Genomic DNA, 20,133 nt, shown 5'->3' with positions numbered 1-20,133 from the left:
AAGGATCACACGCAGGCAAAACATTGACGTTATTCTATAACATTAAGCGAGGCGCTGATGACAAGCATGACCCCACACTCGGCCGAAGCTGTAATCGCGTTCTGGAAACAGGCGGGGCCCAAGCGTTGGTTCGCCAAGGACGAGGGGTTCGATAGGGACTTTCGCGATAGATTCAACGCGGCTCATATGCAGGCTGCACGGCGTGAACTCGAAGGTTGGTTGACCACGGCGGATGGCGCGCTGGCGTTATTGATCCTGCTGGATCAGTACCCGCGCAACGCCTTTCGCGGCACGGCGCATATGTTCGCCACCGACCCGCTGGCGCGGTTTTATGCGCGAAAGATGGTGGACGCGGGATTGGATCAACAGGTTGAACCTCAGTTGCGCGCGTTCTGCTATTTGCCTTTTGAACATTCGGAAGACCCGCAGGACCAGCAACGCTCCCTGGCCCTGAACCAGCAGTTGGATGCCAGCACCTACCACTGGGCCAAGGAGCATGCCGACATCATCGAGCGGTTCGGGCGGTTTCCCCATCGTAATGGGGTGTTGGGCAGGGCGAGCACCGATGAAGAACTCGCCTTCCTCAAGGCCGGTGGCTTCGCCGGTTAGGCGTGTTCTGGCGCCAGGCTCTGCTGGGTGGCGACACGGCGAAACCGCCGCACGCCCTTGAGGTCTATCGCCCACCGCAACGCTTCAGTGGCTGAAGGACGCGGGCCTTGGGTGATCGCCTGTTCATCCTGGCCCAGTGCGTCGAGGTAACCCTGGGCACCGCCGCGTTCGCTCCAATAGTGAGTATGGCTGAGCCAGGACTTGGCCAGCCAGCCTTTGCCGTTGCCCACGGTCACCGGCAAGTCCAGCACGCCGCCGCCCATCACGGGCTTGACCGGGCCGCTGACGATGTCGCCGAACAGGCCGAAGGGGGCAGGGAAGTACAGGTTGGTCCAGCGCGTGACGGCAAAGGCTGCGGCGTGGTGCAGGTAGTGCGGGGTGAAGGGCTTTTGGCCGAGCATCAGCGGTTGGCGGGCGTTGTAGCCGTAGCCTTGGGTGTCTTCGGTCGGCGGGCAGGCCGGGGCTTCGCGGCGTTCCATGCGCTGTTTGAAATCACTGACGCTGCGGCCCAGCAACAGGCTGGCGTGGGCCATCGGGCTGCCGACCGTGACTAGGTCGGTGATGCGCCAGGGGTTGCCCAGGCCGCGCTGTTCGGCAAAAGCTTCGGTCTGTTGCTGACGAAAATTCAACAGGTTGCTTAGGCTGCCGTCCAGCAAGGCGCCGGCGGCCGGCAGGGCATCCTTGACCACCGGTTGCAGCGGTTCGCGGTTGGCATAACGGGCTGCCAGCTCACGGTTGCTGGGGGTCAGTTGGGTCAGTTTGTCGTGGTACTCATGCCAGAGGTAGCCGACGATGTCGTAGGCAATCACGCTGCCCAAACTGTGGCCGACGACGATGATGCGCTCGTAGTCACCCTGATTGTGCAGAGCGCGCAGCAGGTCGACACCATCAGCACGGATCTGCTCGCGCACCATCACGTTTTGCGGGTTGGGGCTGAGGTAGCGTGCGGCGTCTCCCAGGTAGGCCAGCGCCGAATAGCGCAGCGCCAGTCCCATTGCCGCGAGCAGCAGGGGAATCAGCGCGAAGGGGTTGTCGCTAAGGGGCAATTGGCCCCAGGCCGTGGCCAATGTACCGCTGGCAACCAGCAGCAATAACACCAGCACCGTCCAGCGCGTGCTGCGCCAGATCGGCACGATGGCCTCGGGAATGTCGCGACGCGGGCGCTTGAAGATGTCCCACAGCCAGCCCAGCAGATGGCCGAACTTGGTGCCCTGCATCTTGTGGGCCCAGTAGTACTCATAGAAATCCGTCGAGGTACGGCCCGAGGCCTTCAGTACGCGCAGGTCGAAGTTGCGCGACAGCCGATCCGGCTTGCTCCAGTACAGAGGTTTGCCATCGGGGGTGTCCGTAGGGATCATCGCTTCGACAAAGCCGCGCAAGGTGTCCATTGGGCGCTGTTCGCCGATGCCGTGGATAACCACAACTGCTTGTTTCATGTGCTGTTCCTTCCTTGAAAATCAGCGGGAGCCATAATATTGCCACTAGCCGCGCTATTCCTGCCAGGAATGCCCCCATAAAAACCCTGCATTGTCTTTATCGGCCCGGATCTCGTAGCGTGATGGCTCACACCAGGAGATTGCCCATGAGCCAAGGCCCGCTGCACCTCTACGTTGATTCGCTGTTCACCAGCCCCTATGCCATGTCGGTGTTTGTCGCCTTGCGCGAAAAAGGCCTGGCGTTCGAGACCCTCACCCTGGACCTCGATGCCGGGCAGAACCAGGCGGCAGATTACGTCCAACGCTCCCTGACCCAGCGAGTGCCGACCCTGGTAGACGGTGATTTTGCGCTGTCGGAGTCTTCGGCCATCACCGAGTACCTGGACCAGGCCTACCCCGAGACCCGCGTGTACCCGGCGGATGTGCAGCCGCGGGCGAGGGCGCGACAGGTTCAAGCGTGGTTGCGCAGCGACCTGCTGCCGATTCGCCAGGAGCGCTCGACGCTGGTGGTGTTCTGCGGGCAGAAGAGGCCGCCGTTGTCAGCAGAGGCTCAAGCCGCCGCGACCAAGTTGATCAGCGCGGCGCAAGCCTTGCTGGCGGATAACCGTGAGTACCTGTGCGGGCAGTGGTCGATTGCCGATGTGGACCTGGCGGTGATGCTCAATCGCCTGATCCTCAATGGCGACCCGGTGCCAGCGCAACTGGTGGCCTACGCGCAACGCCAGTGGCAGCGGCCGTCAGTGCGCGAGTGGGTCGAGCTGCGACGGCCCGCGCTCTAGCTCTGCCTGCTGGGCAACGCGCCGGTCGAGGTCTTCCCAATCGGCCATGCCCAACACGCGCATGGTGTTCAAACCACGCAAGTAGCCGCGCAGTTGCTCGGCGCTGGCGCTCCCTTTTGCGGCGTCGGCGTGTGAGTCCAGCAGCACGGTTTCGTACTCGACCAGGTAGTCGGCGACTCGCTCGCGAAACTCTGGCAGGACTGCCTCGCGGATACGATCGAAGATTTTCTGGTAGGGCTTCATGGCGGGGTCCTTATAGATTTTATGGGCGGCCTGACACTATCGGTTCAAATGATAGTCACCATCAAGGATCACAAGTTCTGTTTTTTCGCCAAACGCGCAGAATCTGTACATCGAGACGCAGCCCAAGGAAAATGCGCGATGAGGACGATTATCCAGTTGGCTTTGATGGCCCTGATGCTGGGCACCGCGGTCATGACCACCCCGGCGATGGCCGATGACGTGCGTACAGGCCATTTGCTGCCACTGATGGGTAGCGTAGACTCTCTGCAGCGTGCCCAGTCGGTGGGGGTGTTGTTCAGCGAAAACACCCGCGACAACCTCAGCTACCTTGAACGCTACCACGCCATGGCGCTGAACGGCGCCAAGGATGCCCTGGATGGGCGGATTCGCGAGGCGTTCGTCAACAGCTCCGACCCGGAACTGGCGATCGACTGGTTGATGCACTCGTTGCAGGGCACTTTTTTCTCGGTGACGGTTTATAGCAGCCTGGATGCCCTGGTGCAGGCGCACCCGGATGTGGTGGTGGTGCTCGATACCCATAACCAATTGCTGACCCAGCGTAATGACCGGGTCGAAGCACGCTTTGTCGCACGTTTCTACGACGCGAACCTGCAGTTTATCGCCAAGGCCGAAGGCTCGGTGGACAAGCACGTGCCGTCAGTGTGGGTGCACGACAAGGCGGCGCCGGAGATTGCTGCACTGATCGAGCAACAACGCGATGTACAGCAAGATGCCCTGAAGCAGTTCGATGCGTCGCTCAAGGCCCTGGTTCGCGCAGGTTGACCCGCGAATGGTTGTGAACCCTATTTGGTTATTTTCAGGAATGTTTATGCGCTCTTTCTTCGCCCCGGCCCTGGCTTGTGCTTCGTTATTGCTGACCGGCTGTATCACGGCGCCCAATGCCCCATCACTGACCCTGCAAACCAACAAGACCCCCGACGGCTATGTGCAATGCGTATTGCCCAAGCTGGAAAAGCACGGCATCACCTCGACCGTCACCCAGAACTCGCGCCACGCCAAGGTGCTGTTGACCAGCAAGATTGCCGCCGATGATGTGCTGGAGGCCTACAAGTCCCAGGACGGCACCAAGGTCTTCCTGTACGAGCGCAAGCCGCTGGCTTCGGCGATCAAGCCATCGCGGCTGGAGCAGGCCGCACAGGATTGCAGATAAAACCAGGCACAACGCAAATCCAAAGGTGGGCGGGGGCAACTTCTGACACCCTGTAGGAGCGAGCTTGCTCGCGAAAGACGTCAACGGTAACGCGCGCTCCCTGAATAAACGCGGCGCCTATGATTTTTTCGCGAGCAAGCTCGCTCCTACAGGGTATTGGCCCCATTTGGATCAGGGTTTGGCTTCGTTGCTGAAGCTGTCGACAGTCTTGACCAATCCCTGCGCCGCCAACGCCACCAACTCACCGCCTTTCTCCACAGTAGCCAACGCCGGGTCCGAGCCCATGCGGCCGTCAGGGAAGCGCGCCCGGAAGTCCAGGGCCTCGCGGATCGGGCCGGTGTTGGCGATTCGTGGTGAGTAGTCGGCAGACTTGATCGCGTCCGGATACGCCCACTGCGTCACAGCAATTTCCGACGGCGTGGCGTGGCTGCCATGCCCGACCGGGAATTGACGCTGGGCCAGGTCAGTGACGCCTTCCAGGTCCCACCAGTTCACGAGCTTCAGCGCGAACCCGGCCGGGCGGCGGGCGAAGCTGGCTTCGGCGTACAGCTCGGAGAACGCCGCTTCAATCGTGGCGATGTTGCCGCCGTGGCCGTTCAGGAACAGGATCTTTTCGAAACCATGCCCGGCCAACGAGCGCACCCAGTCGCCAATTGCGGCGATAAAGGTGGAAGGGCGCAGGGAGATGGTGCCGGGAAAGCCCAGGTGGTGTTGAGCCATGCCGATATTGAAGGTCGGGCCGACCAGGATATCGGCGTGCTTCTGGGCGTGGTGGGCGATGATCTCCGGGCACATCCAATCCGTGCCCAGCAGGCCGGTGGGGCCATGTTGCTCGTTGGAACCGATGGGAATCACCACCGTGCGGCTGCGTTCCAGGAACTGCCCGATTTCGATCCAGGTGGAGGTGTGTAGAAGCATGCGACGCTCTCTTTTATCTATGGGGACAGGCTATCCGCCACGGATTGTACGACTACTCGCCACCTGTTGGGGTTTGCAATTGAGGTAGGTCGACGACTTCAGCCAGCGCTGGTCGGGGTACCACGAAAACATGAACTGCCCGTCCTTGAGCTTGTCCACCACTTGACGGGCAACTTGCGGGCGCACGGCCGGGCAACCCTGGCTGCGGCCGATGCGGCCTTCGCGCTTGCTCCATAAGGGGCTGACGTAGTCGGCGGCATGAATCACGATGGCGCGGTCGCGGGCCTGGTCATTGAAACCGGGTTCCAGACCGTCCATGCGCAGCGAGTAGCCATGGGCGCCCAGGTAGCTTTCCTGGGTGCGGAACAACCCCAGGCTCGACTGGTGGCTGCCCTCGAGGTTGGAGAACTGGGTAGCGAAGTTTTCCCCTGACTTGGCGCCGTGGGCCACCAGGTCGCGCAATACCAGGGTCTTTTTGCGCAGGTCGAAGATCCACAGGCGACGGGCGGTCGAGGGCTGTGAGTAGTCAATAACCGCTAGGCGATCGGAACGTTCCTCGCCGTTATTGACCGCGCACTGTACGGCGCTCAGGGCGCTTTTCAGCACGGTGGGATTGAGTTCTGGAGCCGAGCGCGCCAGGCTGCTGTACAGGGAAGGAGAGGTGCCATTGGCGGCGAGCGCAACATTGCTCAATAAAGCCAGGCACCCAGTGATCAAGCCCAGGCTGGTTAGCCTGAGCAGGCGTATAAAAGTCAGCATCTACAGTCGAGTCCCCGCTGTGGAGTGGAGCTAAGTCAATTGTTCAAAAAACACGCATGTTACTTGAGCATTTGCCTGCTCGTTGCACCATTGGTCGCTACAGCCGAAACGCTGCCGGTGGAGCCATTGCCCGTCACCACCCCTGCACCGGTCGCGCTGGCGCCACTGCAACAGGCGTTGGCCCAGTTGACCAGTGTCTGCCCGCACCTTGCGCCGCGTATCGATGCCGCCGCGTTGGTGCGCCTGCAAGCCTTTTACCTGCAGCAGGGCGATGCCCCGCTATGGTCGGCTGACGAACGCCGGCAAGCCTTGCACAGCCAGTTGCTGATGCTTGCCGACGATGGCCTGGACCCCACCCACTATAGCTTGCCTGCGGCGGATGCCACGGCCAACGTGCTGTGCAGCGATATCGCCAACAGCCAGCAGTACCTGCAAGCCCTGCAGGATTTGCATTACGGGCGCCTGCAGCAATCGCGCTTTGAGCCTCTATGGCATTCACAGCCGCCCAGTGGCGATCCTAATGCCGAGGTACTGGCGTTCGCCGCCACCGGCCTGCAAGACATGGCCCAAGCCTTCGATCAGGCGCGGCCCAGCGCTGATTTGTATCGCAGCCTGCGCAATGCCTACGCCGGCGTGCGCCAGCAACCGCTGCCCCATTGGGACCCGGTCGCCGAGGGCGCGTTGTTGCGCCCGGGGATGAACGACCCCCGCGTGCCGGAACTGGCGCGGCGCCTGCACAGCGGTGGCTACCTGGCTCAGTTGCCCAGTGGCAACGGCAAGCAATACCAGGGCGAACTGGTCAAAGCGGTGAAAGCGTTTCAGCTCAGCCACTCGTTGCAGGCCGACGGCGTGGTCGGCGCCGGCACCGTGGCCGAACTCAATATCAGCCCGGCGGTGCGTCGTGAACAGCTGCGCATCAACCTGGAGCGCTTCCGCTGGCTGGCCCAGGACCTGGAGCCTGAAGGTGTCGTGGTCAATGTGGCCGCCGCACAACTGAGCGTGTATCAGAGCGGCATCCCGGTGTGGCAAACCCGCCTGCAAGTAGGCCGTGCCGAACGCCAGACACCACTGCTCAAGTCGCGCATCACTCGGCTGACCCTCAACCCCACCTGGACCATCCCGCCGACCATCATGCGTGAGGACAAGCTGCCCGCCATCCGTCTCAACCCTGAATACCTGCGCCAGCAGAACCTGCAGGTGCTCGACGCCGAAGGTCACCCATTGACCCCCGACCAAGTCGACTGGGCACGCCCCGGCAATATCCTGCTGCGCCAGCAGGCCGGCCCGCGTAACCCGCTGGGCAAGATTGTGATGCGCTTTCCCAATCCGTATTCGGTGTACCTGCATGACACCCCCAGCCAGCCCTTGTTCACCAAGGGCCCACGGGCGTTCAGTTCGGGATGCGTGCGGGTCGAGCAACCGTTGTTATTGCGCGATCTGCTCGTAACGCCCGCCGAACGCACCCGCACCGATGAGCTGCTGGCGACCGGCGAAACCCATGAATTCAGGCTCGCCACGCCGGTACCGGTGCTGTTGGGGTATTGGACGGTAGAAGTGGATCGCCAGGGCGAGTTGGTGTACGCGCCGGATATTTATGCGCGTGACCCGGTGTTGATCAAGGCCATGGGCAGCGTGTTATAGCGTCAGATGGCTTGATATGAATGTAGGAGCGAGCTTGCTCGCGAAAAACGCCAACGATAACGCGTGCTTCCTGAATGAACGCGGCGTCTGTGAGTTTTTCGCGAGCAAGCTCGCTCCTACGTTCTATTCCGGCATCAGTTGCTGGCGGCATTCCAGCACCAGGCGGGCGCCGCCCAACTCACTGGTGCCGACCTCCAGCTTGAAGCCATGCAAGTTGATGATCGCCGCCACAATCGACAGGCCCAGCCCAAAGCCGCCTTGCTGATCACTCTCATCGACCCGATAGAAACGCTGGAACACCGACGCGCGCTCGGCGGCTGGAATGCCTGGCCCGGAGTCGAGCACTTCGATGCGCGTACTCCCAAGGTCGTTGACTGCTCGCAGGATCACCTTGCCATTGGGCGGGGTGAACTTGATCGAGTTACTCAGCAGGTTGGCCAGGGCTTCAAACAACAGCGCACGGTCACCGGTAATCCACGGCAGTGAGTCAGGCGCCTGCAGCACCAACTCCAGTTCGCCTTCTTCGGCCAGGGGCAGGTAGAAATCATGCAGTTCGCGCAGCAACGGCAGCGGGTCCAGCACCAGGAAGCCTGAGCGACGCTGATGGTCTTCCAGTTCCGAGATGCGCAGCAGCCCGCGAAAACGCGCCATCAGCGTGTCGGTTTCGGCGATGGCGTCATCGAGTTTTACCGCGTGGGCCGAGTCTTCCTCGGCTTGTTGCTTGATGCGGTAAAGCTGGGCGCGCAAGCGAGTGAGCGGGGTGCGCAGGTCGTGGGCGATGTTGTCGCACACGCCCTTGACCTCGTTCATCAGTTTTTCGATGCGGTCGAGCATGGCATTGACGATGGCGGCGAGCATGTCCAGCTCGTCGCGCCGGTTGGACAGCGGCAACCGGTGCGTCAGGTCGCCGGCGACGATGGCCTCGGCGCTGGCCTGGATCCCGCGAATGCGCCGCAACGGGCGGCGGCGCAGCAGGTGCCAGCCGGCAGCGCCAGGAATGATGGTCAAGGACAGCGCCCACAGCAGGGCGTGCCAGATAATCCGCGTTACCCCGAACAACGAGCCGTTGGCGCGTACCAACACCAGCCAGCGGCCGTCTTCGGTGTGGGTGGCCACGGCGTCGCAGCTGTCCTTGGGCAGTTTGGGGTCATCGGATTGCACGCAATTGGTCAGGGCGTAGATCTTGCCATCCAGCGGCAAGTCGGGTGGTACGGCACGGATCGGCCCGCTCAAGGGGCGAAATTGCTCATCGAACAGGCCATAGGCGTCCACGCCCTTCATGTCGAAGGTCATGCTGGTGGTCAGCGCTTCCACCAGTTCTTCGCCGTCGAAACGCTGGAAAAGATGCTGGCGCTGCAACAGGGAATGGCGCGACAAGTCGCTGAGGTAGCCTGAGACCTCGTAGTACAGCACCCCCATGAGGATGCAACTCCACGCCACGAACAACGAACTGTACAGCGCCAGCAAGCGGCTGCTGGAAGAGCGCCAGCCTTTAGAGGGGTTCAGCAATGACATAGCCCGAGCCTCGTACCGTGCGGATCAGCGGCGTGAGGCCCGGTGGGTCGATTTTCTTGCGCAGACGGCCGATGTGCACGTCGATCAGGTTGGTGCCGGGGTCGAAGTGATAACCCCAGACTTCCTCGAAAATCATCATCCGCGACAGGATCTGCCCGGTGTTGCGCATCAGGAATTCAAGCAGTTTGTATTCAGTGGGCAGCAGGGTCAGCGGCTGGTCGGCCCGGCTGGCTTCGCGGCTGATCAGGTTCAGTTCCAGGTCGGCCACGCGCAGAGCGGTTTCGAATTCCTGGACGGTGCTTTTACGCCGCAGCAGCACCTCGACACGGGCGGCCATTTCATCCGAGGCGAACGGCTTGGTCAGGTAGTCATCGCCGCCGGCACGCAGGCCGCGCACGCGCTCGTCGACATCGGAGAGGGCGCTGATCATCAGGATCGGCGTAGACACCCCAATGGTGCGCAACGTGGTGACGATGGCCAGGCCATCCAGCTCGGGCAGCATGCGGTCGAGGGTGATCAGGTCGTAATCCCCACTCACGGCACGGACCAGGCCCTCGCGGCCGTTGTCCACCCAATCTACGTCCAGTCCATGGCTACTCAGCTCGGCGACAATCTCGCGGGCCGTTACGGCGTCATCCTCGATGGTCAAAATGCGGGTCATAGGATTACCTGGTGAGCGTTCACACTAGAAGTGGCGACATTTTGCCAAGAAGTTGCTGAATGTTTCCTAAATAAAACTTCATCTTCTTCAAACCGACATCGCCCTTTGGGAGCTGGCTTGCCTGCGATGGCGGCTTACCTGCTGGCATATTCGTTGGCGGTCATGCCGCTATCGCAGGCAAGCCAGCTCCCACAGGGGAGTGCATTACGCCCGCCTAATATCGCCGTTTATTGCAACCTGCATGATCTGGCTAAGTTCAATTTAAATAAATCATTGAAATTAAAGGAATTTAATTTTAACCGCCGCTGGCACGCTGCCTGCACTGTCCGTTTTGAGACTTGTAACATCATTTTTCGTGCCTGGAGCAAAACAACAATGATCACATCCTCATCCACGCTGCAAGAGTCAAGCACGCTCTCAGGGGTTTCCTGGGGGGCGATTTTCGCCGGTGCCGCTGCGGCGGCTGCACTGTCATTGATCCTGGTATTGCTGGGCTTCGGCCTGGGCTTTTCGGCGGTGTCGCCTTGGGCTGACAGCGGTATCAGCGTCAAGGGCCTTGGCATTTCCACAATTGTCTGGCTGGCGTTCACCCAGATCGTTGCGTCGGGCCTGGGCGGTTATATCGCCGGTCGTTTGCGGGTGAAGTGGGCCAATATGCACGGGGACGAGGTGTACTTTCGCGACACCGCCCATGGCTTCCTGGCGTGGGCAGTGGCCACATTGATCACGGCGATGCTGGTGGTCGGCTCGGTCAGCAGTGTGGTCAGCGGCGGCGTGAAAGCTGGCGCCAGCGTGGCATCGGGCGCCGCCAGCGGCCTCACCCAAGCTGCGGGCAGCGCGGCAAAGGGTGCCGACAGTGGTGACTTCGGTTACTACGTCGACAGCCTGTTCCGCGATGATCGCCCAGCGGCGGTCAGCGATGATGCAGCCCACGCCGTGGTCGGTCGTATCCTGACGCGTACGTTGAGCAACGACGGCCAACTGGCAGCGGAAGATCGCGCCTACCTGGCCCAACTGATCAGCCAGCGCACCAACCTTAGCCAGGCCGATGCCGAAGCCCGTATCGACAAGGTCTATGGCGACGCGCGCAAGGCCGTTGAAGACGCCAAGCTCAAAGCCAAACAAGCCGCTGACACCGCTGCGAAAGTAGCGGCCTACACCTCGCTGTGGACCTTCGTGGCCCTGCTCATCGGTGCGTTCTTCGCCAGCTTCGCCGCCACCTTCGGCGGTCGCCGCCGGGATGCCGTGGTGTATGTCGAAACCGAAAACTACGTTCGTTAATTCAAGGAGAACATGATGCGCTCATTACTGCTGTGGTTCCTCGGCGTGCCGATTCCGGTGATCATCCTGATCGCGATTTTCATGCACTAATTGTAGGAGCGAGCTTGCTCGCGAAGAACTGCTGGGCGCCGCGTTCATTCAAAATGGCCGCGGCGTTCTTGCGTTTTTCGCGAGCAAGCTCGCTCCTACAGTTGGAGGTTCAGTCGTCGAACCCAACCTGTTCGTGAATCTCATCCACCTTGAGTTCCAACCGATACGCCACCGCAATAAACAGCGCCTGGCACAGGCACAGCGTGGTGCTCAGCGAGCGGAAAGCAAACGAGGAACCTTCATTGACCAACAACACCGCATTCGCCCGCTTGGCCAGGGGCGACAGGTTGCTGTCGGTGATGATCAGGGTCTTGGCCTGGTGATGCTGCGCGATGCGCAGGCAGTGCTGGGTCTCTTTGCCGTAGGGCGTGAAGCTGATGGCTATCACCAGGTCATTGGCGCGCACGCTGCGCATCTGCTCGCGATAACTGCCGCCTAGCCCCGAGATCAGGTGGATGCGCTTGTTGGTGTGCTGCAGGTTGTAGACCAGGTAGTCGGCCACCGCAAAGGAGCGGCGCACGCCGACCACGTAGATGTTGTCGGCATTGACCACCAGGTCCACGGCTTTCTCGAAGGCAGCGTCGTCCAACTCCAGCCCCAAACGTTCGATGCCCGACAGGGTGGCGTTGACGCACTCGCGCGCCAAGTCGCCGCCGCTGGCCTTCTGGGACTTGTTGGCGATCATGCTGCGGATGCGCTGCTGGTAGTTCTGCACCGGCGTGGTCTTGTGCGTATACGCCTCGCGAAACAGCGCCTGCATCTCACTGAACCCGCTGAAACCGAAGCGCTGGGAAAACCGCACGATGGCCGAAGGGTGCACTTCGCATTCCCGGGCGATGTCGCTGATCCGGTCGACCATGATCCGGTCACTCTGCTGACTCATGTAGCTGGCGATACGCTTGAGCTGGCGCGGCAGGCTCTCGTATTCGTCGGTGATCAGCTGCAACAGGCGTTCGGCATTGATCGGAGGGCTGGCGATAGTTTCTTCCAGTGTGGTCTCGGGATCGGTGCGGGACATGGGCAATCCTTCTGGCGTGTTCGTCTGATGCGCTGATAGGTGGCGCAAGTCTACAGGGTAGGCGCAAAAAAATACCCCGGCATCACGGCCCGCGTGGCCTGCTGAAACGATGCATGGGCGCTGGCGTGCCACTATCCTGAGGTATTGGAAAAAATATTCCACTAAAAATAATTATGGAATAAATATTGATTGCTGCCAGCGGACGTTCTAGTCTGCTCCCACCAAGAGCGTTTGCCGTCGCCACGGCGGCACAACGCAGGCTGATAAAAATAACAGGAGCCAGCATGGGCCAGACTCGTTTTGCCAGTGGGCGTCAATTGGATCTGATTTGCCTCGGGCGCCTGGGCGTCGATCTTTATGCGCAGCAAGTCGGTGCGCGGCTTGAGGATGTGTCCAGCTTCGCCAAGTATCTGGGCGGTTCTTCCGCCAATATCGCTTTCGGCACGGCCAGGCTTGGGCTCAAGTCGGCGATGTTGAGCCGGGTGGGTGATGACCATATGGGCCGTTTCCTGGTGGAATCCCTGGCCCGTGAAGGCTGTGATGTCAGCGGCATCAAGGTCGACCCGGAGCGCCTCACCGCCCTGGTGCTGCTGGGCCTCAAGGACCGCGAAACCTTCCCTCTGGTGTTCTACCGCGAAAACTGCGCCGACATGGCCCTGCGCGCCGAAGACATTAGCGAAGCCTTCATTGCCTCCAGCAAAGCGCTGTTGATCACCGGTACGCATTTCTCCACCGACGGCGTGTACAAAGCCAGCCTCCAGGCCCTGGATTACGCGGCCAGGCACAACGTCAAGCGCGTGCTGGACATCGACTACCGCCCTGTGTTGTGGGGCTTGGCAGGCAAGGCCGATGGTGAAACCCGTTTCGTCGCCGACCAGAATGTGAGCCAGCATGTGCAGAAGATCCTGCCGCGTTTCGACCTGATCGTCGGCACCGAGGAGGAGTTCCTGATTGCCGGCGGCAGTGAAGACCTGCTCACCGCCCTGCGCACCGTGCGTGAACTGACCCCGGCCACCCTGGTGGTCAAGCTCGGCCCCCAGGGCTGCACGGTGATTCACGGCGCAATTCCGGCGCGCCTGGAAGACGGGGCCATCTATCCTGGCGTGCGGGTTGAAGTGCTCAACGTGTTGGGCGCCGGTGATGCTTTTATGTCGGGCTTCCTCAGCGGCTGGATCAATGACGCCAGCGATGAGCGTTGCAGCCAGTTGGCCAATGCCTGTGGCGGCCTGGTGGTATCGCGCCACGCCTGTGCGCCGGCGATGCCGACCCCCGCCGAACTCGATTACCTGTTCAACAGCCCCGTGCCCATCACCCGGCCGGACCAGGACGTGACCCTGCAACGCCTGCACCGTGTCACGGTGCCGCGCAAAGCCTGGAAGCAACTGTTCGTCTTTGCCTTCGACCACCGCTGGCAATTGGTGGAGCTGGCGCAAAAAGGCGGCCAGGCCCCTGAGCGTATCAGCGACATCAAGCAGTTGTTTATCCAGGCCATCGAACGCGTCGAGCGAAAACTCACCGAGCAGGGCGTCGAGGCGGATGTGGGCCTGCTCGCCGACCAACGCTTTGGCCAGGATGCACTCAACGCCGCCAGCGGTCGCGGCTGGTGGATCGCTCGCCCTGTGGAAGTGCAGAACTCGCGGCCCCTCGCGTTCGAGCACGGGCGTTCGATCGGCAGCAACCTGATTGCCTGGCCCCAGGAACAGATCATCAAGTGCCTGGTGCAATTTCACCCCGATGACGAGCCGATGCTGCGCCTGGAACAGGAAGCGCAACTCAAGGCGGTGTACGAGGCGTCGCTGGTCAGTGGCCACGAACTGCTGCTGGAAGTCATCCCACCCAAGGATCACCCGTCCACCTACCCGGACGTGCTCTACCGTAGCCTCAAGCGCCTGTACAACCTGGGCATTTACCCGGCCTGGTGGAAGATCGAAACCCAATCGGCCGCAGACTGGAAAAAGCTCGACGAACTGATCCAGGAGCGCGACCCCTACTGCCGTGGCGTGGTGTTGCTGGGCCTGAATGCTTCCCCCGAGTTTCTCGCCGATGGCTTCAAGCAAGCCAGCCAGAGCAGCACCTGCCGTGGCTTTGCCGTGGGCCGCACGATCTTCCACGAGCCGAGCCGGGCGTGGATGGCGGGGGAGATTGATGATGAAACGCTGATCCAGCAGGTGCAGGCGACCTTCGAACAGCTCATCAATGCCTGGCTCAGCGCCCGACGGTAAATACGATCAAATGTGGGAGCTGGCTTGCCTGCGATAGCAATCTATCAGTTGCAAATGTACTGCCTGACACACTGCTATCGCAGGCAAGCCAGCTCCCACACAAAGCAGATCCCAGTGAATTCTGAAGATAAAAACAAAAGGTGCAGCCATGCCCGCAATCCGAATTGGCATCAACCCGATCTCCTGGAGCAACGACGACCTCCCGGCCCTCGGCGGTGAGACCCCGCTGAGCACGGCCCTGAGCGAAGGCAAGGACATCGGCTACGAAGGTTTTGAACTCAACGGCAAATTCCCCAAGGATGCCAATGGCGTCGCTGACGTGCTGCGTCCTTATGACCTGGCGCTGGTGTCCGGTTGGTACTCCAGCCGTCTGGCCCGTCGTTCGGTGGCTGAAGAAATCGAGGCGATTGCCGCCCATGTCGAACTGCTCAAACACAACGGCGCCTCGGTACTGGTATACGGCGAAGTGGCCGACTCGATCCAGGGCTCGCGTATCCGCCTGATCGAGCGCCCGCGTTTTCACAGTGAACAGGCCTGGCAGGCTTACGCCGACAAGCTTACCGAGCTGGCGCGTTTCACCTTGTCCCAGGGCGTGCGCCTGGCCTATCACCACCATATGGGCGCGTACGTCGAATCCCCCGAGGACATCGACCAGTTGATGAAACGCACGGGCCCGGAAGTCGGCTTGCTGTTCGATTCGGGCCACTGCTACATGGGCGGCGGCGAACCCATCGAGGTGCTGCGCAAGCATATCGACCGCGTCTGCCATGTGCATTTCAAGGATGTACGCAAACCCGTGGTGCAACTGGCGCGTAACCAGATGTGGAGCTTCCCGGACTGCATCGTCAACGGCACTTTTACCGTGCCCGGCGATGGTGATATCGACTTCGCACCGTTGCTGGATATGTTGCTCGCGGCGAACTACAAGGGCTGGCTGGTGGTAGAAGCCGAGCAGGACCCGGCCGTGGCGCCCAGCTATATCTACGCGAAGAAGGGTTACGACACCCTGCGTGCGCTTCTCAACCAGAGGACTTGAGTGATGAGCTTGTTGGTCAAAAGCAGCAAACGCGGGCAAACCATGGTTGCCCTGGAGGCGGGTCGCCTGGAGTACGTAGGCTTTGCCGCGTACCGCCTGAGTCTGGGTGAAACCCTGCCGGTCAGTGCGGGCGATCAGGAACTGTGCCTGGTGCTGCTCAGCGGTCGGGTGAATATTGAAGGCGAAGGCTTCAATTGGCAGAACCTGGGGGATCGCCAGTCGGTGTTCGAAGACAAGTCACCGTTCGCCGCCTATTTGCCGCCGGGCACTGGCGCCCGAGTCACGGCCCTGAGCGATGTGCAAATTGCCGTCTGTGCAGCGCCGGGTGCTACGGGTTTTGCCCCGCGCTTGATCCGCCCCGAGCAGTGCAAGCGCAGTGTGCGCGGCAAAGGCGCCAACACTCGCTACGTCTGCGACATCCTGCCTGACAGCGAGCCGGCCCATTCGCTGCTGGTGGTGGAAGTGCGCACGCCGTCGGGGCATTCCTCCAGCTACCCGCCGCACAAGCACGACACCGACGACCTGCCGCACCAGAGCTTTCTGGAAGAGACCTACTACCACCAGGTCAACCCGCCCCAGGGCTTCGTGTTCCAGCGCGTGTACACCGATGATCGCAGCATCGACCAGGCCATGGCCGTGGAAAACAGTGACCTGGTGGTGGTGCCCAAGGGCTATCACCCGGTCAGCGTGCCGTATGGCTACGAGTCTTATTACCTGAACGTGATGGCCGGCCCCAAGCGCGCCTGGCATTTCCATAACGACCCGCAGCACAGCTGGCTGCTGGACCTGTAAACGGTGTTGGACGGAGAACAAAAACAATGAAGTCGCCGCTACGTTTTGCCCTCAACCGCATGGTCGCCCCCAACCTGTCCCTGCCGGATTTCATCCAGTTGGCGGCGGCTCTCAACTGCGAGGCCATTGAGATCCGCAACGACCTCAAGAACCGTGAAATCGAATACGGCACACCCGCCAGCCGCGTGCGTGAATTGTGCGCAGCGCAGGGCATCAAGGTGTTGTCGATCAACGCGCTGTACCCCTTTGATGTGTGGAATGACGAACGCCGTGCCCAGGCAATCGAACTGGCCACCTACGCCCGTGAGTGCGAGGCCGAAGGCTTGGTGATGTGCCCGTTCAATCAGCCTGGCGATACGCGCAACGACGCGCAGCGCGCGGCTGGTTTGCGCACGGCGTTGAGCGAACTGGCGTTGATCCTGCGCGAGTACGGGATTCTGGGTTTTATCGAGCCCCTGGGCTTCACCGTATCCGCCCTGCGCCGCAAGCGCGTGGCAGTGGATGCAATCAAGGCCATCGGCGGCCTGGATGTATTCCGGGTGGTGCACGACACCTTTCACCATCACCTGGCCGGCGAGCATGAGTTCTTCCCGGAACTGACCGGGCTGGTGCACATCTCCGGGGTGGAAGACCGCGAGGCGCCGCTGGAGTCGATCCGCGACGGCCACCGCGTGCTGGTGGGCGAGGACGATATCCTCGGGAATGCGGCGCAGATCGACACCTTGCTGAGCACCGGCTACAGCGGCTATCTGTCGTTCGAACCGTTTGCCGAAAGCGTGCACGGGTTGGCGGATATCCGGCAGGCGTTGGGCAGCAGCATGGCGTATTTGCAAAAGCCCTTGCCATAACGCGATCAGAATGTGGGAGCAGGCAAGCCAGCTCCCACACTGCATCGGTGTTGAACACTTCAATTGCAGTCACACAAGGTGCAAGTGATGACCACAACAAGATTGACCATGGCCCAGGCCCTGGTGAAGTTCCTGGACAACCAATACATCGAAGTCGACGGCGTACAGAGCAAGTTTGTCGCCGGGGTGTTCACTATTTTCGGGCATGGCAATGTGTTGGGCCTTGGCCAGGCCCTGGAGCACGACAGCGGCGACCTGGTGGTGCATCAGGGCCGCAATGAGCAAGGCATGGCCCACGCCGCCATCGGGTTCGCCAAGCAGCACCTGCGCCGCAAGATCTATGCGTGCACGGCCTCGGTCGGGCCGGGCGCGGCCAATATGCTCACCGCCGCAGCGACTGCCACCGCCAACCGCATCCCGTTGCTGCTCTTGCCCGGCGATGTCTATGCCAGCCGTCAGCCCGACCCGGTGTTGCAGCAGATCGAGCAGTTCCACGACCTGAGCATCAGCACCAACGATGCCTTCCGCTCCGTGAGCAAATACTGGGACCGCATCAACCGCCCCGAGCAACTGATGACCGCGGCGATCCATGCCATGCGCGTGCTGACCGACCCGGCCGAAACCGGCGCAGTGACCCTGGCCTTGCCCCAGGATGTACAAGCCGAAGCATGGGACTATCCCGACTATTTCCTGCAAAAACGCGTGCACCGCATCGACCGACGCCCGGCCACCAGCGCCATGATCGGCGACGCGCTGGCTGCGTTTCGCGGCAAGCGCAAGCCGCTGATCATTTGCGGCGGCGGGGTCAAATACTCCGCCGCCAACCAGGCACTGCAAGCCTTTGCCGAGCGTTTCGATATTCCTTTCGCGGAAACCCAGGCGGGCAAGAGCGCCGTGGTGTCCAGCCATCCGCTGAACGTCGGCGGCATCGGCGAAACCGGCTGCCTGGCGGCTAACCTGCTGGCGCCTGAGGCGGACTTGATCATCGGTGTCGGCACCCGTTATACCGACTTCACCACCTCCTCAAAATCGCTGTTCAAGCACCCCGAGGTGAAGTTTCTCAACCTCAATATAAGCCCCTGCGATGCGTTGAAGCTGGACGGCGTGCAAGTGCTGGCCGATGCAAAAGTCGCCCTTGAAGCACTGGCCGATGCCCTGGGCGATTACCGTTCGGGCTGGGGCGAGCAGATCGCCGACGCCAAGGCGCAATTCGACGCTGAAGTGGACCGCGTGCATCAGGTGCACTACCAGGGCGATGAGTTTGTCCCCGAAGTCGACGACCACCTGGACCGTGCCGTGCTGCGGGAATTCATCGAGCTGACCGGTTCGTGCCTGACCCAGAGCGCTGTGCTCGGCGTGCTCAATGCACGCCTGGCCGATGACGCAATCATCGTGGCCGCCGCCGGCAGCCTGCCCGGCGATTTGCAGCGTGCCTGGCGCAGCAAGGGCGTCAACACCTACCACGTCGAGTATGGTTATTCATGCATGGGCTACGAGATCAATGCCGCCCTGGGCGTGAAGCTGGCCGAGCCGAGCAAGGAGGTGTACGCCCTGGTCGGCGATGGCTCCTACATGATGCTGCACTCGGAGCTGGCCACTTCGATCCAGGAGCGCCGCAAGATCAACGTGGTGCTGTTGGACAACATGGCGTTCGGTTGCATCAACAACCTGCAGATTGGCAATGGCATGGACAGCTTCGGCACCGAGTTCCGCTACCGCAACCCCGAGAGCGGCAAGCTCGACGGTGGCCTGGTGCCGGTGGACTTCGCCATGAGCGCAGCGGCCTACGGTTGCAAGACCTACAAGGTCAGCACGCTGGAACAGCTGGAAGCGGCGTTGGCGGATGCCCGCACGCAAAGCGTCTCCACGCTGATCGATATCAAGGTACTGCCCAAGACCATGATCCACGGCTACCTGTCGTGGTGGCGGGTGGGTGTGGCGCAAGTGTCCACCAGTGAACGCACGAATGCAGCGGCAAAAAAACTCAATGAACACCTGGCCAAGGCCCGGCAGTACTAACAACAAGAGGAGTGTTTGCATGTCTTTGAAACTTGGAGTGATTGGTACGGGCGCCATTGGCCGGGACCATATTCGTCGTTGCAGCCAGGCCTTGCTCAACAGCCAGGTGGTGGCTGTCACCGACATCAACCTTGAGCAGGCGGCCCAGGTGGTGGCGGACTTGAAGCTGGACGCCGAGGTGTACCCGGACGGCCATGCGTTGATCAACTCGCCAGAGGTCGAAGCGGTACTGGTGACGTCCTGGGGGCCGAGCCACGAAGAGTTTGTGCTGGCCGCGATTGCTGCCGGCAAACCGGTGTTCTGTGAAAAACCGCTGGCGGTGACGGCCGAGGGCTGCCGCAACATTGTCGAGGCCGAAGTGGCACACGGTAAGCGCCTGGTCCAGGTGGGTTTCATGCGCCCGTACGACCAAGGCTATCGTGCCCTCAAGTCGGTGATCGACAGCGGCCAGATTGGCGAGCCGTTAATGCTGCACTGCGCGCACCGTAACCCCACGGTGGGCGAGAACTACAACACCGGCATGGCGATCACCGACACCCTGATCCATGAGTTGGACGTGCTGCGTTGGCTGCTCAACGACGACTATGTGTCCGTGCAGGTGGTGTTCCCGCGCAAGACCAGCAAGGCGCTGGCGCACCTGCGCGACCCGCAGATCGTGCTACTGGAAACTGCCAAAGGCACGCGTATCGACGTGGAAGTGTTTGTGAACTGCCAATACGGCTACGACATCCAGTGCGAAGTGGTGGGGGAGAGCGGCATCGCCAGGTTGCCGGAACCATCTCAGGTGCAACTGCGCAGCGACGCGAAGCTGTCCAACGCGATCCTGATGGATTGGAAGGATAGGTTTATCGGTGCCTATGACGTGGAGTTGCAGGCGTTTATCGACAGCGTGCTGGCCGGGCAGGTCGGCGGGCCTTCGGCCTGGGATGGGTTTGCGGCGGCGGTGGCGGCAGATGCGTGTATTGAAGCCCAGGGCAGTGGGCAGATTGTGAAAGTCAGCCTGCCGGATCGCCCGCGCTTCTACGGCTAACTCACTGCAGAAAAGTGGTTGACACTGTGGGAGCTGGCTTGCCTGCGATGGCGGTCTATCAGTGA

At 61.4% G+C, this 20,133-nt stretch carries 19 protein-coding genes; 12 read left to right on the top strand and 7 right to left on the bottom strand.

Annotated elements, in window-relative coordinates; translation table 11 throughout:
• Window positions 1–66: 66 nt before the first annotated feature.
• Complete coding sequence (locus FXO12_RS06215; RefSeq protein ID WP_054897772.1) at window positions 67–609, top strand: DUF924 family protein; 543 nt, start codon at window positions 67–69, stop codon at window positions 607–609.
• Here the strand turns inward: FXO12_RS06215 and FXO12_RS06210 are convergent.
• Entirely contained in the window at window positions 606–2,045 is a 1,440-nt protein-coding gene (locus FXO12_RS06210) for a hypothetical protein (RefSeq protein ID WP_057977481.1), read from the bottom strand. The genes FXO12_RS06215 and FXO12_RS06210 overlap by 4 nt on opposite strands.
• Window positions 2,046–2,191: 146 nt before the next feature.
• Between FXO12_RS06210 and yfcF the strand changes: the two genes are divergently transcribed.
• Window positions 2,192–2,824, top strand: coding sequence for a glutathione transferase (gene yfcF / locus FXO12_RS06205; protein WP_057977483.1), 633 nt, complete (start codon window positions 2,192–2,194; stop codon window positions 2,822–2,824).
• On the opposite strand, the gene FXO12_RS06200 is transcribed toward yfcF, so the two are convergent.
• Complete coding sequence (locus FXO12_RS06200) at window positions 2,783–3,067, bottom strand: hypothetical protein (RefSeq protein ID WP_034125707.1); 285 nt, start codon at window positions 3,065–3,067, stop codon at window positions 2,783–2,785. The genes yfcF and FXO12_RS06200 overlap by 42 nt on opposite strands.
• 138 nt (window positions 3,068–3,205) lie before the next feature.
• On the opposite strand from FXO12_RS06200, the gene FXO12_RS06195 reads away from it, so the two are divergent.
• Both FXO12_RS06195 and FXO12_RS06190 read left to right on the top strand, forming a co-directional pair.
• The gene (locus tag FXO12_RS06195; protein WP_057977486.1) at window positions 3,206–3,850 is read left to right on the top strand and encodes a hypothetical protein; all 645 of its coding nucleotides are present in this window, start codon (window positions 3,206–3,208) and stop codon (window positions 3,848–3,850) included.
• Window positions 3,851–3,896: 46 nt separating this feature from the next.
• Window positions 3,897–4,238 carry a hypothetical protein gene (locus FXO12_RS06190; protein WP_034125705.1) on the top strand — a complete coding sequence of 114 codons (342 nt, stop codon included), beginning with the start codon at window positions 3,897–3,899 and terminating at the stop codon, window positions 4,236–4,238.
• A 171-nt stretch (window positions 4,239–4,409) separates the two neighbouring features.
• On the opposite strand, the gene FXO12_RS06185 is transcribed toward FXO12_RS06190, so the two are convergent.
• Window positions 4,410–5,156 (bottom strand): creatininase family protein, encoded by a 747-nt coding sequence (locus FXO12_RS06185; protein ID WP_020301789.1) that lies wholly within the window; start codon window positions 5,154–5,156, stop codon window positions 4,410–4,412.
• Window positions 5,157–5,186: 30 nt separating this feature from the next.
• Window positions 5,187–5,915, bottom strand: coding sequence for a murein L,D-transpeptidase catalytic domain family protein (locus tag FXO12_RS06180; RefSeq protein WP_019817186.1), 729 nt, complete (start codon window positions 5,913–5,915; stop codon window positions 5,187–5,189).
• Between the two features lie 39 nt (window positions 5,916–5,954).
• Here FXO12_RS06180 and FXO12_RS06175 point away from each other — a divergent pair, with 39 nt between their 5' ends.
• The gene (locus tag FXO12_RS06175; RefSeq protein WP_054918523.1) at window positions 5,955–7,556 is read left to right on the top strand and encodes a murein L,D-transpeptidase; all 1,602 of its coding nucleotides are present in this window, start codon (window positions 5,955–5,957) and stop codon (window positions 7,554–7,556) included.
• A gap of 123 nt (window positions 7,557–7,679) precedes the next feature.
• On the opposite strand, the gene FXO12_RS06170 is transcribed toward FXO12_RS06175, so the two are convergent.
• Together FXO12_RS06170 and FXO12_RS06165 are read right to left on the bottom strand one after the other, a co-directional pair.
• The gene (locus FXO12_RS06170) at window positions 7,680–9,071 is read right to left on the bottom strand and encodes a HAMP domain-containing sensor histidine kinase (RefSeq protein WP_034125702.1); all 1,392 of its coding nucleotides are present in this window, start codon (window positions 9,069–9,071) and stop codon (window positions 7,680–7,682) included.
• Window positions 9,049–9,732, bottom strand: coding sequence for a response regulator transcription factor (locus FXO12_RS06165; protein WP_003191687.1), 684 nt, complete (start codon window positions 9,730–9,732; stop codon window positions 9,049–9,051). The genes FXO12_RS06170 and FXO12_RS06165 overlap by 23 nt, the downstream gene beginning before the upstream one ends.
• 375 nt (window positions 9,733–10,107) lie before the next feature.
• Between FXO12_RS06165 and FXO12_RS06160 the strand changes: the two genes are divergently transcribed.
• Entirely contained in the window at window positions 10,108–11,013 is a 906-nt protein-coding gene (locus tag FXO12_RS06160; RefSeq protein WP_057977489.1) for a hypothetical protein, read from the top strand.
• 199 nt (window positions 11,014–11,212) lie between these two features.
• Here the strand turns inward: FXO12_RS06160 and FXO12_RS06155 are convergent, their stop codons facing one another.
• On the bottom strand, window positions 11,213–12,121 hold the full coding sequence (locus FXO12_RS06155; protein WP_160049593.1) for a MurR/RpiR family transcriptional regulator: 909 nt from the start codon (window positions 12,119–12,121) through the stop codon (window positions 11,213–11,215).
• Window positions 12,122–12,405: 284 nt separating this feature from the next.
• Between FXO12_RS06155 and iolC the strand changes: the two genes are divergently transcribed.
• The 6 genes from iolC (at window position 12,406) to FXO12_RS06125 (ending at window position 20,068) form a co-directional block, all read left to right on the top strand.
• On the top strand, window positions 12,406–14,343 hold the full coding sequence (iolC, locus tag FXO12_RS06150) for a 5-dehydro-2-deoxygluconokinase (protein ID WP_057977491.1): 1,938 nt from the start codon (window positions 12,406–12,408) through the stop codon (window positions 14,341–14,343).
• 148 nt (window positions 14,344–14,491) lie between these two features.
• The gene (iolE, locus tag FXO12_RS06145) at window positions 14,492–15,379 is read left to right on the top strand and encodes a myo-inosose-2 dehydratase (RefSeq protein WP_057977492.1); all 888 of its coding nucleotides are present in this window, start codon (window positions 14,492–14,494) and stop codon (window positions 15,377–15,379) included.
• A 3-nt stretch (window positions 15,380–15,382) separates the two neighbouring features.
• Window positions 15,383–16,171: a 5-deoxy-glucuronate isomerase gene (gene iolB / locus FXO12_RS06140; RefSeq protein WP_057977494.1), complete on the top strand. Its 789-nt coding sequence runs from the start codon at window positions 15,383–15,385 to the stop codon at window positions 16,169–16,171.
• Between the two features lie 26 nt (window positions 16,172–16,197).
• Window positions 16,198–17,019: a TIM barrel protein gene (locus FXO12_RS06135; protein ID WP_057977496.1), complete on the top strand. Its 822-nt coding sequence runs from the start codon at window positions 16,198–16,200 to the stop codon at window positions 17,017–17,019.
• Window positions 17,020–17,106: 87 nt separating this feature from the next.
• Window positions 17,107–19,038 (top strand): 3D-(3,5/4)-trihydroxycyclohexane-1,2-dione acylhydrolase (decyclizing), encoded by a 1,932-nt coding sequence (gene iolD / locus FXO12_RS06130; protein WP_057977499.1) that lies wholly within the window; start codon window positions 17,107–17,109, stop codon window positions 19,036–19,038.
• A 19-nt stretch (window positions 19,039–19,057) separates the two neighbouring features.
• On the top strand, window positions 19,058–20,068 hold the full coding sequence (locus FXO12_RS06125; protein ID WP_054897783.1) for a Gfo/Idh/MocA family protein: 1,011 nt from the start codon (window positions 19,058–19,060) through the stop codon (window positions 20,066–20,068).
• Window positions 20,069–20,133: the final 65 nt, after the last annotated feature.

This window comes from Pseudomonas sp. J380 (assembly GCF_009827115.1).
Classification (GTDB): domain Bacteria; phylum Pseudomonadota; class Gammaproteobacteria; order Pseudomonadales; family Pseudomonadaceae; genus Aquipseudomonas; species Aquipseudomonas paracarnis.
This window is presented reverse-complemented; position numbering and strand designations above follow the sequence as displayed.

Coding starts and splice junctions, on each gene's coding strand:
- yfcF (WP_057977483.1), top strand. CDS start 2,192: ATGAGCCAAGGCCCGCTGCACCTCTACGTTGATTCGCTGTTCACCAGC.
- FXO12_RS06180 (WP_019817186.1), bottom strand. CDS start 5,915: ATGCTGACTTTTATACGCCTGCTCAGGCTAACCAGCCTGGGCTTGATC.
- FXO12_RS06185 (WP_020301789.1), bottom strand. CDS start 5,156: ATGCTTCTACACACCTCCACCTGGATCGAAATCGGGCAGTTCCTGGAA.
- FXO12_RS06195 (WP_057977486.1), top strand. CDS start 3,206: ATGAGGACGATTATCCAGTTGGCTTTGATGGCCCTGATGCTGGGCACC.
- iolD (WP_057977499.1), top strand. CDS start 17,107: ATGACCACAACAAGATTGACCATGGCCCAGGCCCTGGTGAAGTTCCTG.
- FXO12_RS06200 (WP_034125707.1), bottom strand. CDS start 3,067: ATGAAGCCCTACCAGAAAATCTTCGATCGTATCCGCGAGGCAGTCCTG.
- iolB (WP_057977494.1), top strand. CDS start 15,383: ATGAGCTTGTTGGTCAAAAGCAGCAAACGCGGGCAAACCATGGTTGCC.
- iolE (WP_057977492.1), top strand. CDS start 14,492: ATGCCCGCAATCCGAATTGGCATCAACCCGATCTCCTGGAGCAACGAC.
- FXO12_RS06155 (WP_160049593.1), bottom strand. CDS start 12,121: ATGTCCCGCACCGATCCCGAGACCACACTGGAAGAAACTATCGCCAGC.
- FXO12_RS06190 (WP_034125705.1), top strand. CDS start 3,897: ATGCGCTCTTTCTTCGCCCCGGCCCTGGCTTGTGCTTCGTTATTGCTG.
- FXO12_RS06215 (WP_054897772.1), top strand. CDS start 67: ATGACCCCACACTCGGCCGAAGCTGTAATCGCGTTCTGGAAACAGGCG.
- FXO12_RS06165 (WP_003191687.1), bottom strand. CDS start 9,732: ATGACCCGCATTTTGACCATCGAGGATGACGCCGTAACGGCCCGCGAG.
- FXO12_RS06170 (WP_034125702.1), bottom strand. CDS start 9,071: ATGTCATTGCTGAACCCCTCTAAAGGCTGGCGCTCTTCCAGCAGCCGC.
- FXO12_RS06210 (WP_057977481.1), bottom strand. CDS start 2,045: ATGAAACAAGCAGTTGTGGTTATCCACGGCATCGGCGAACAGCGCCCA.
- FXO12_RS06125 (WP_054897783.1), top strand. CDS start 19,058: ATGTCTTTGAAACTTGGAGTGATTGGTACGGGCGCCATTGGCCGGGAC.
- FXO12_RS06160 (WP_057977489.1), top strand. CDS start 10,108: ATGATCACATCCTCATCCACGCTGCAAGAGTCAAGCACGCTCTCAGGG.
- FXO12_RS06135 (WP_057977496.1), top strand. CDS start 16,198: ATGAAGTCGCCGCTACGTTTTGCCCTCAACCGCATGGTCGCCCCCAAC.
- iolC (WP_057977491.1), top strand. CDS start 12,406: ATGGGCCAGACTCGTTTTGCCAGTGGGCGTCAATTGGATCTGATTTGC.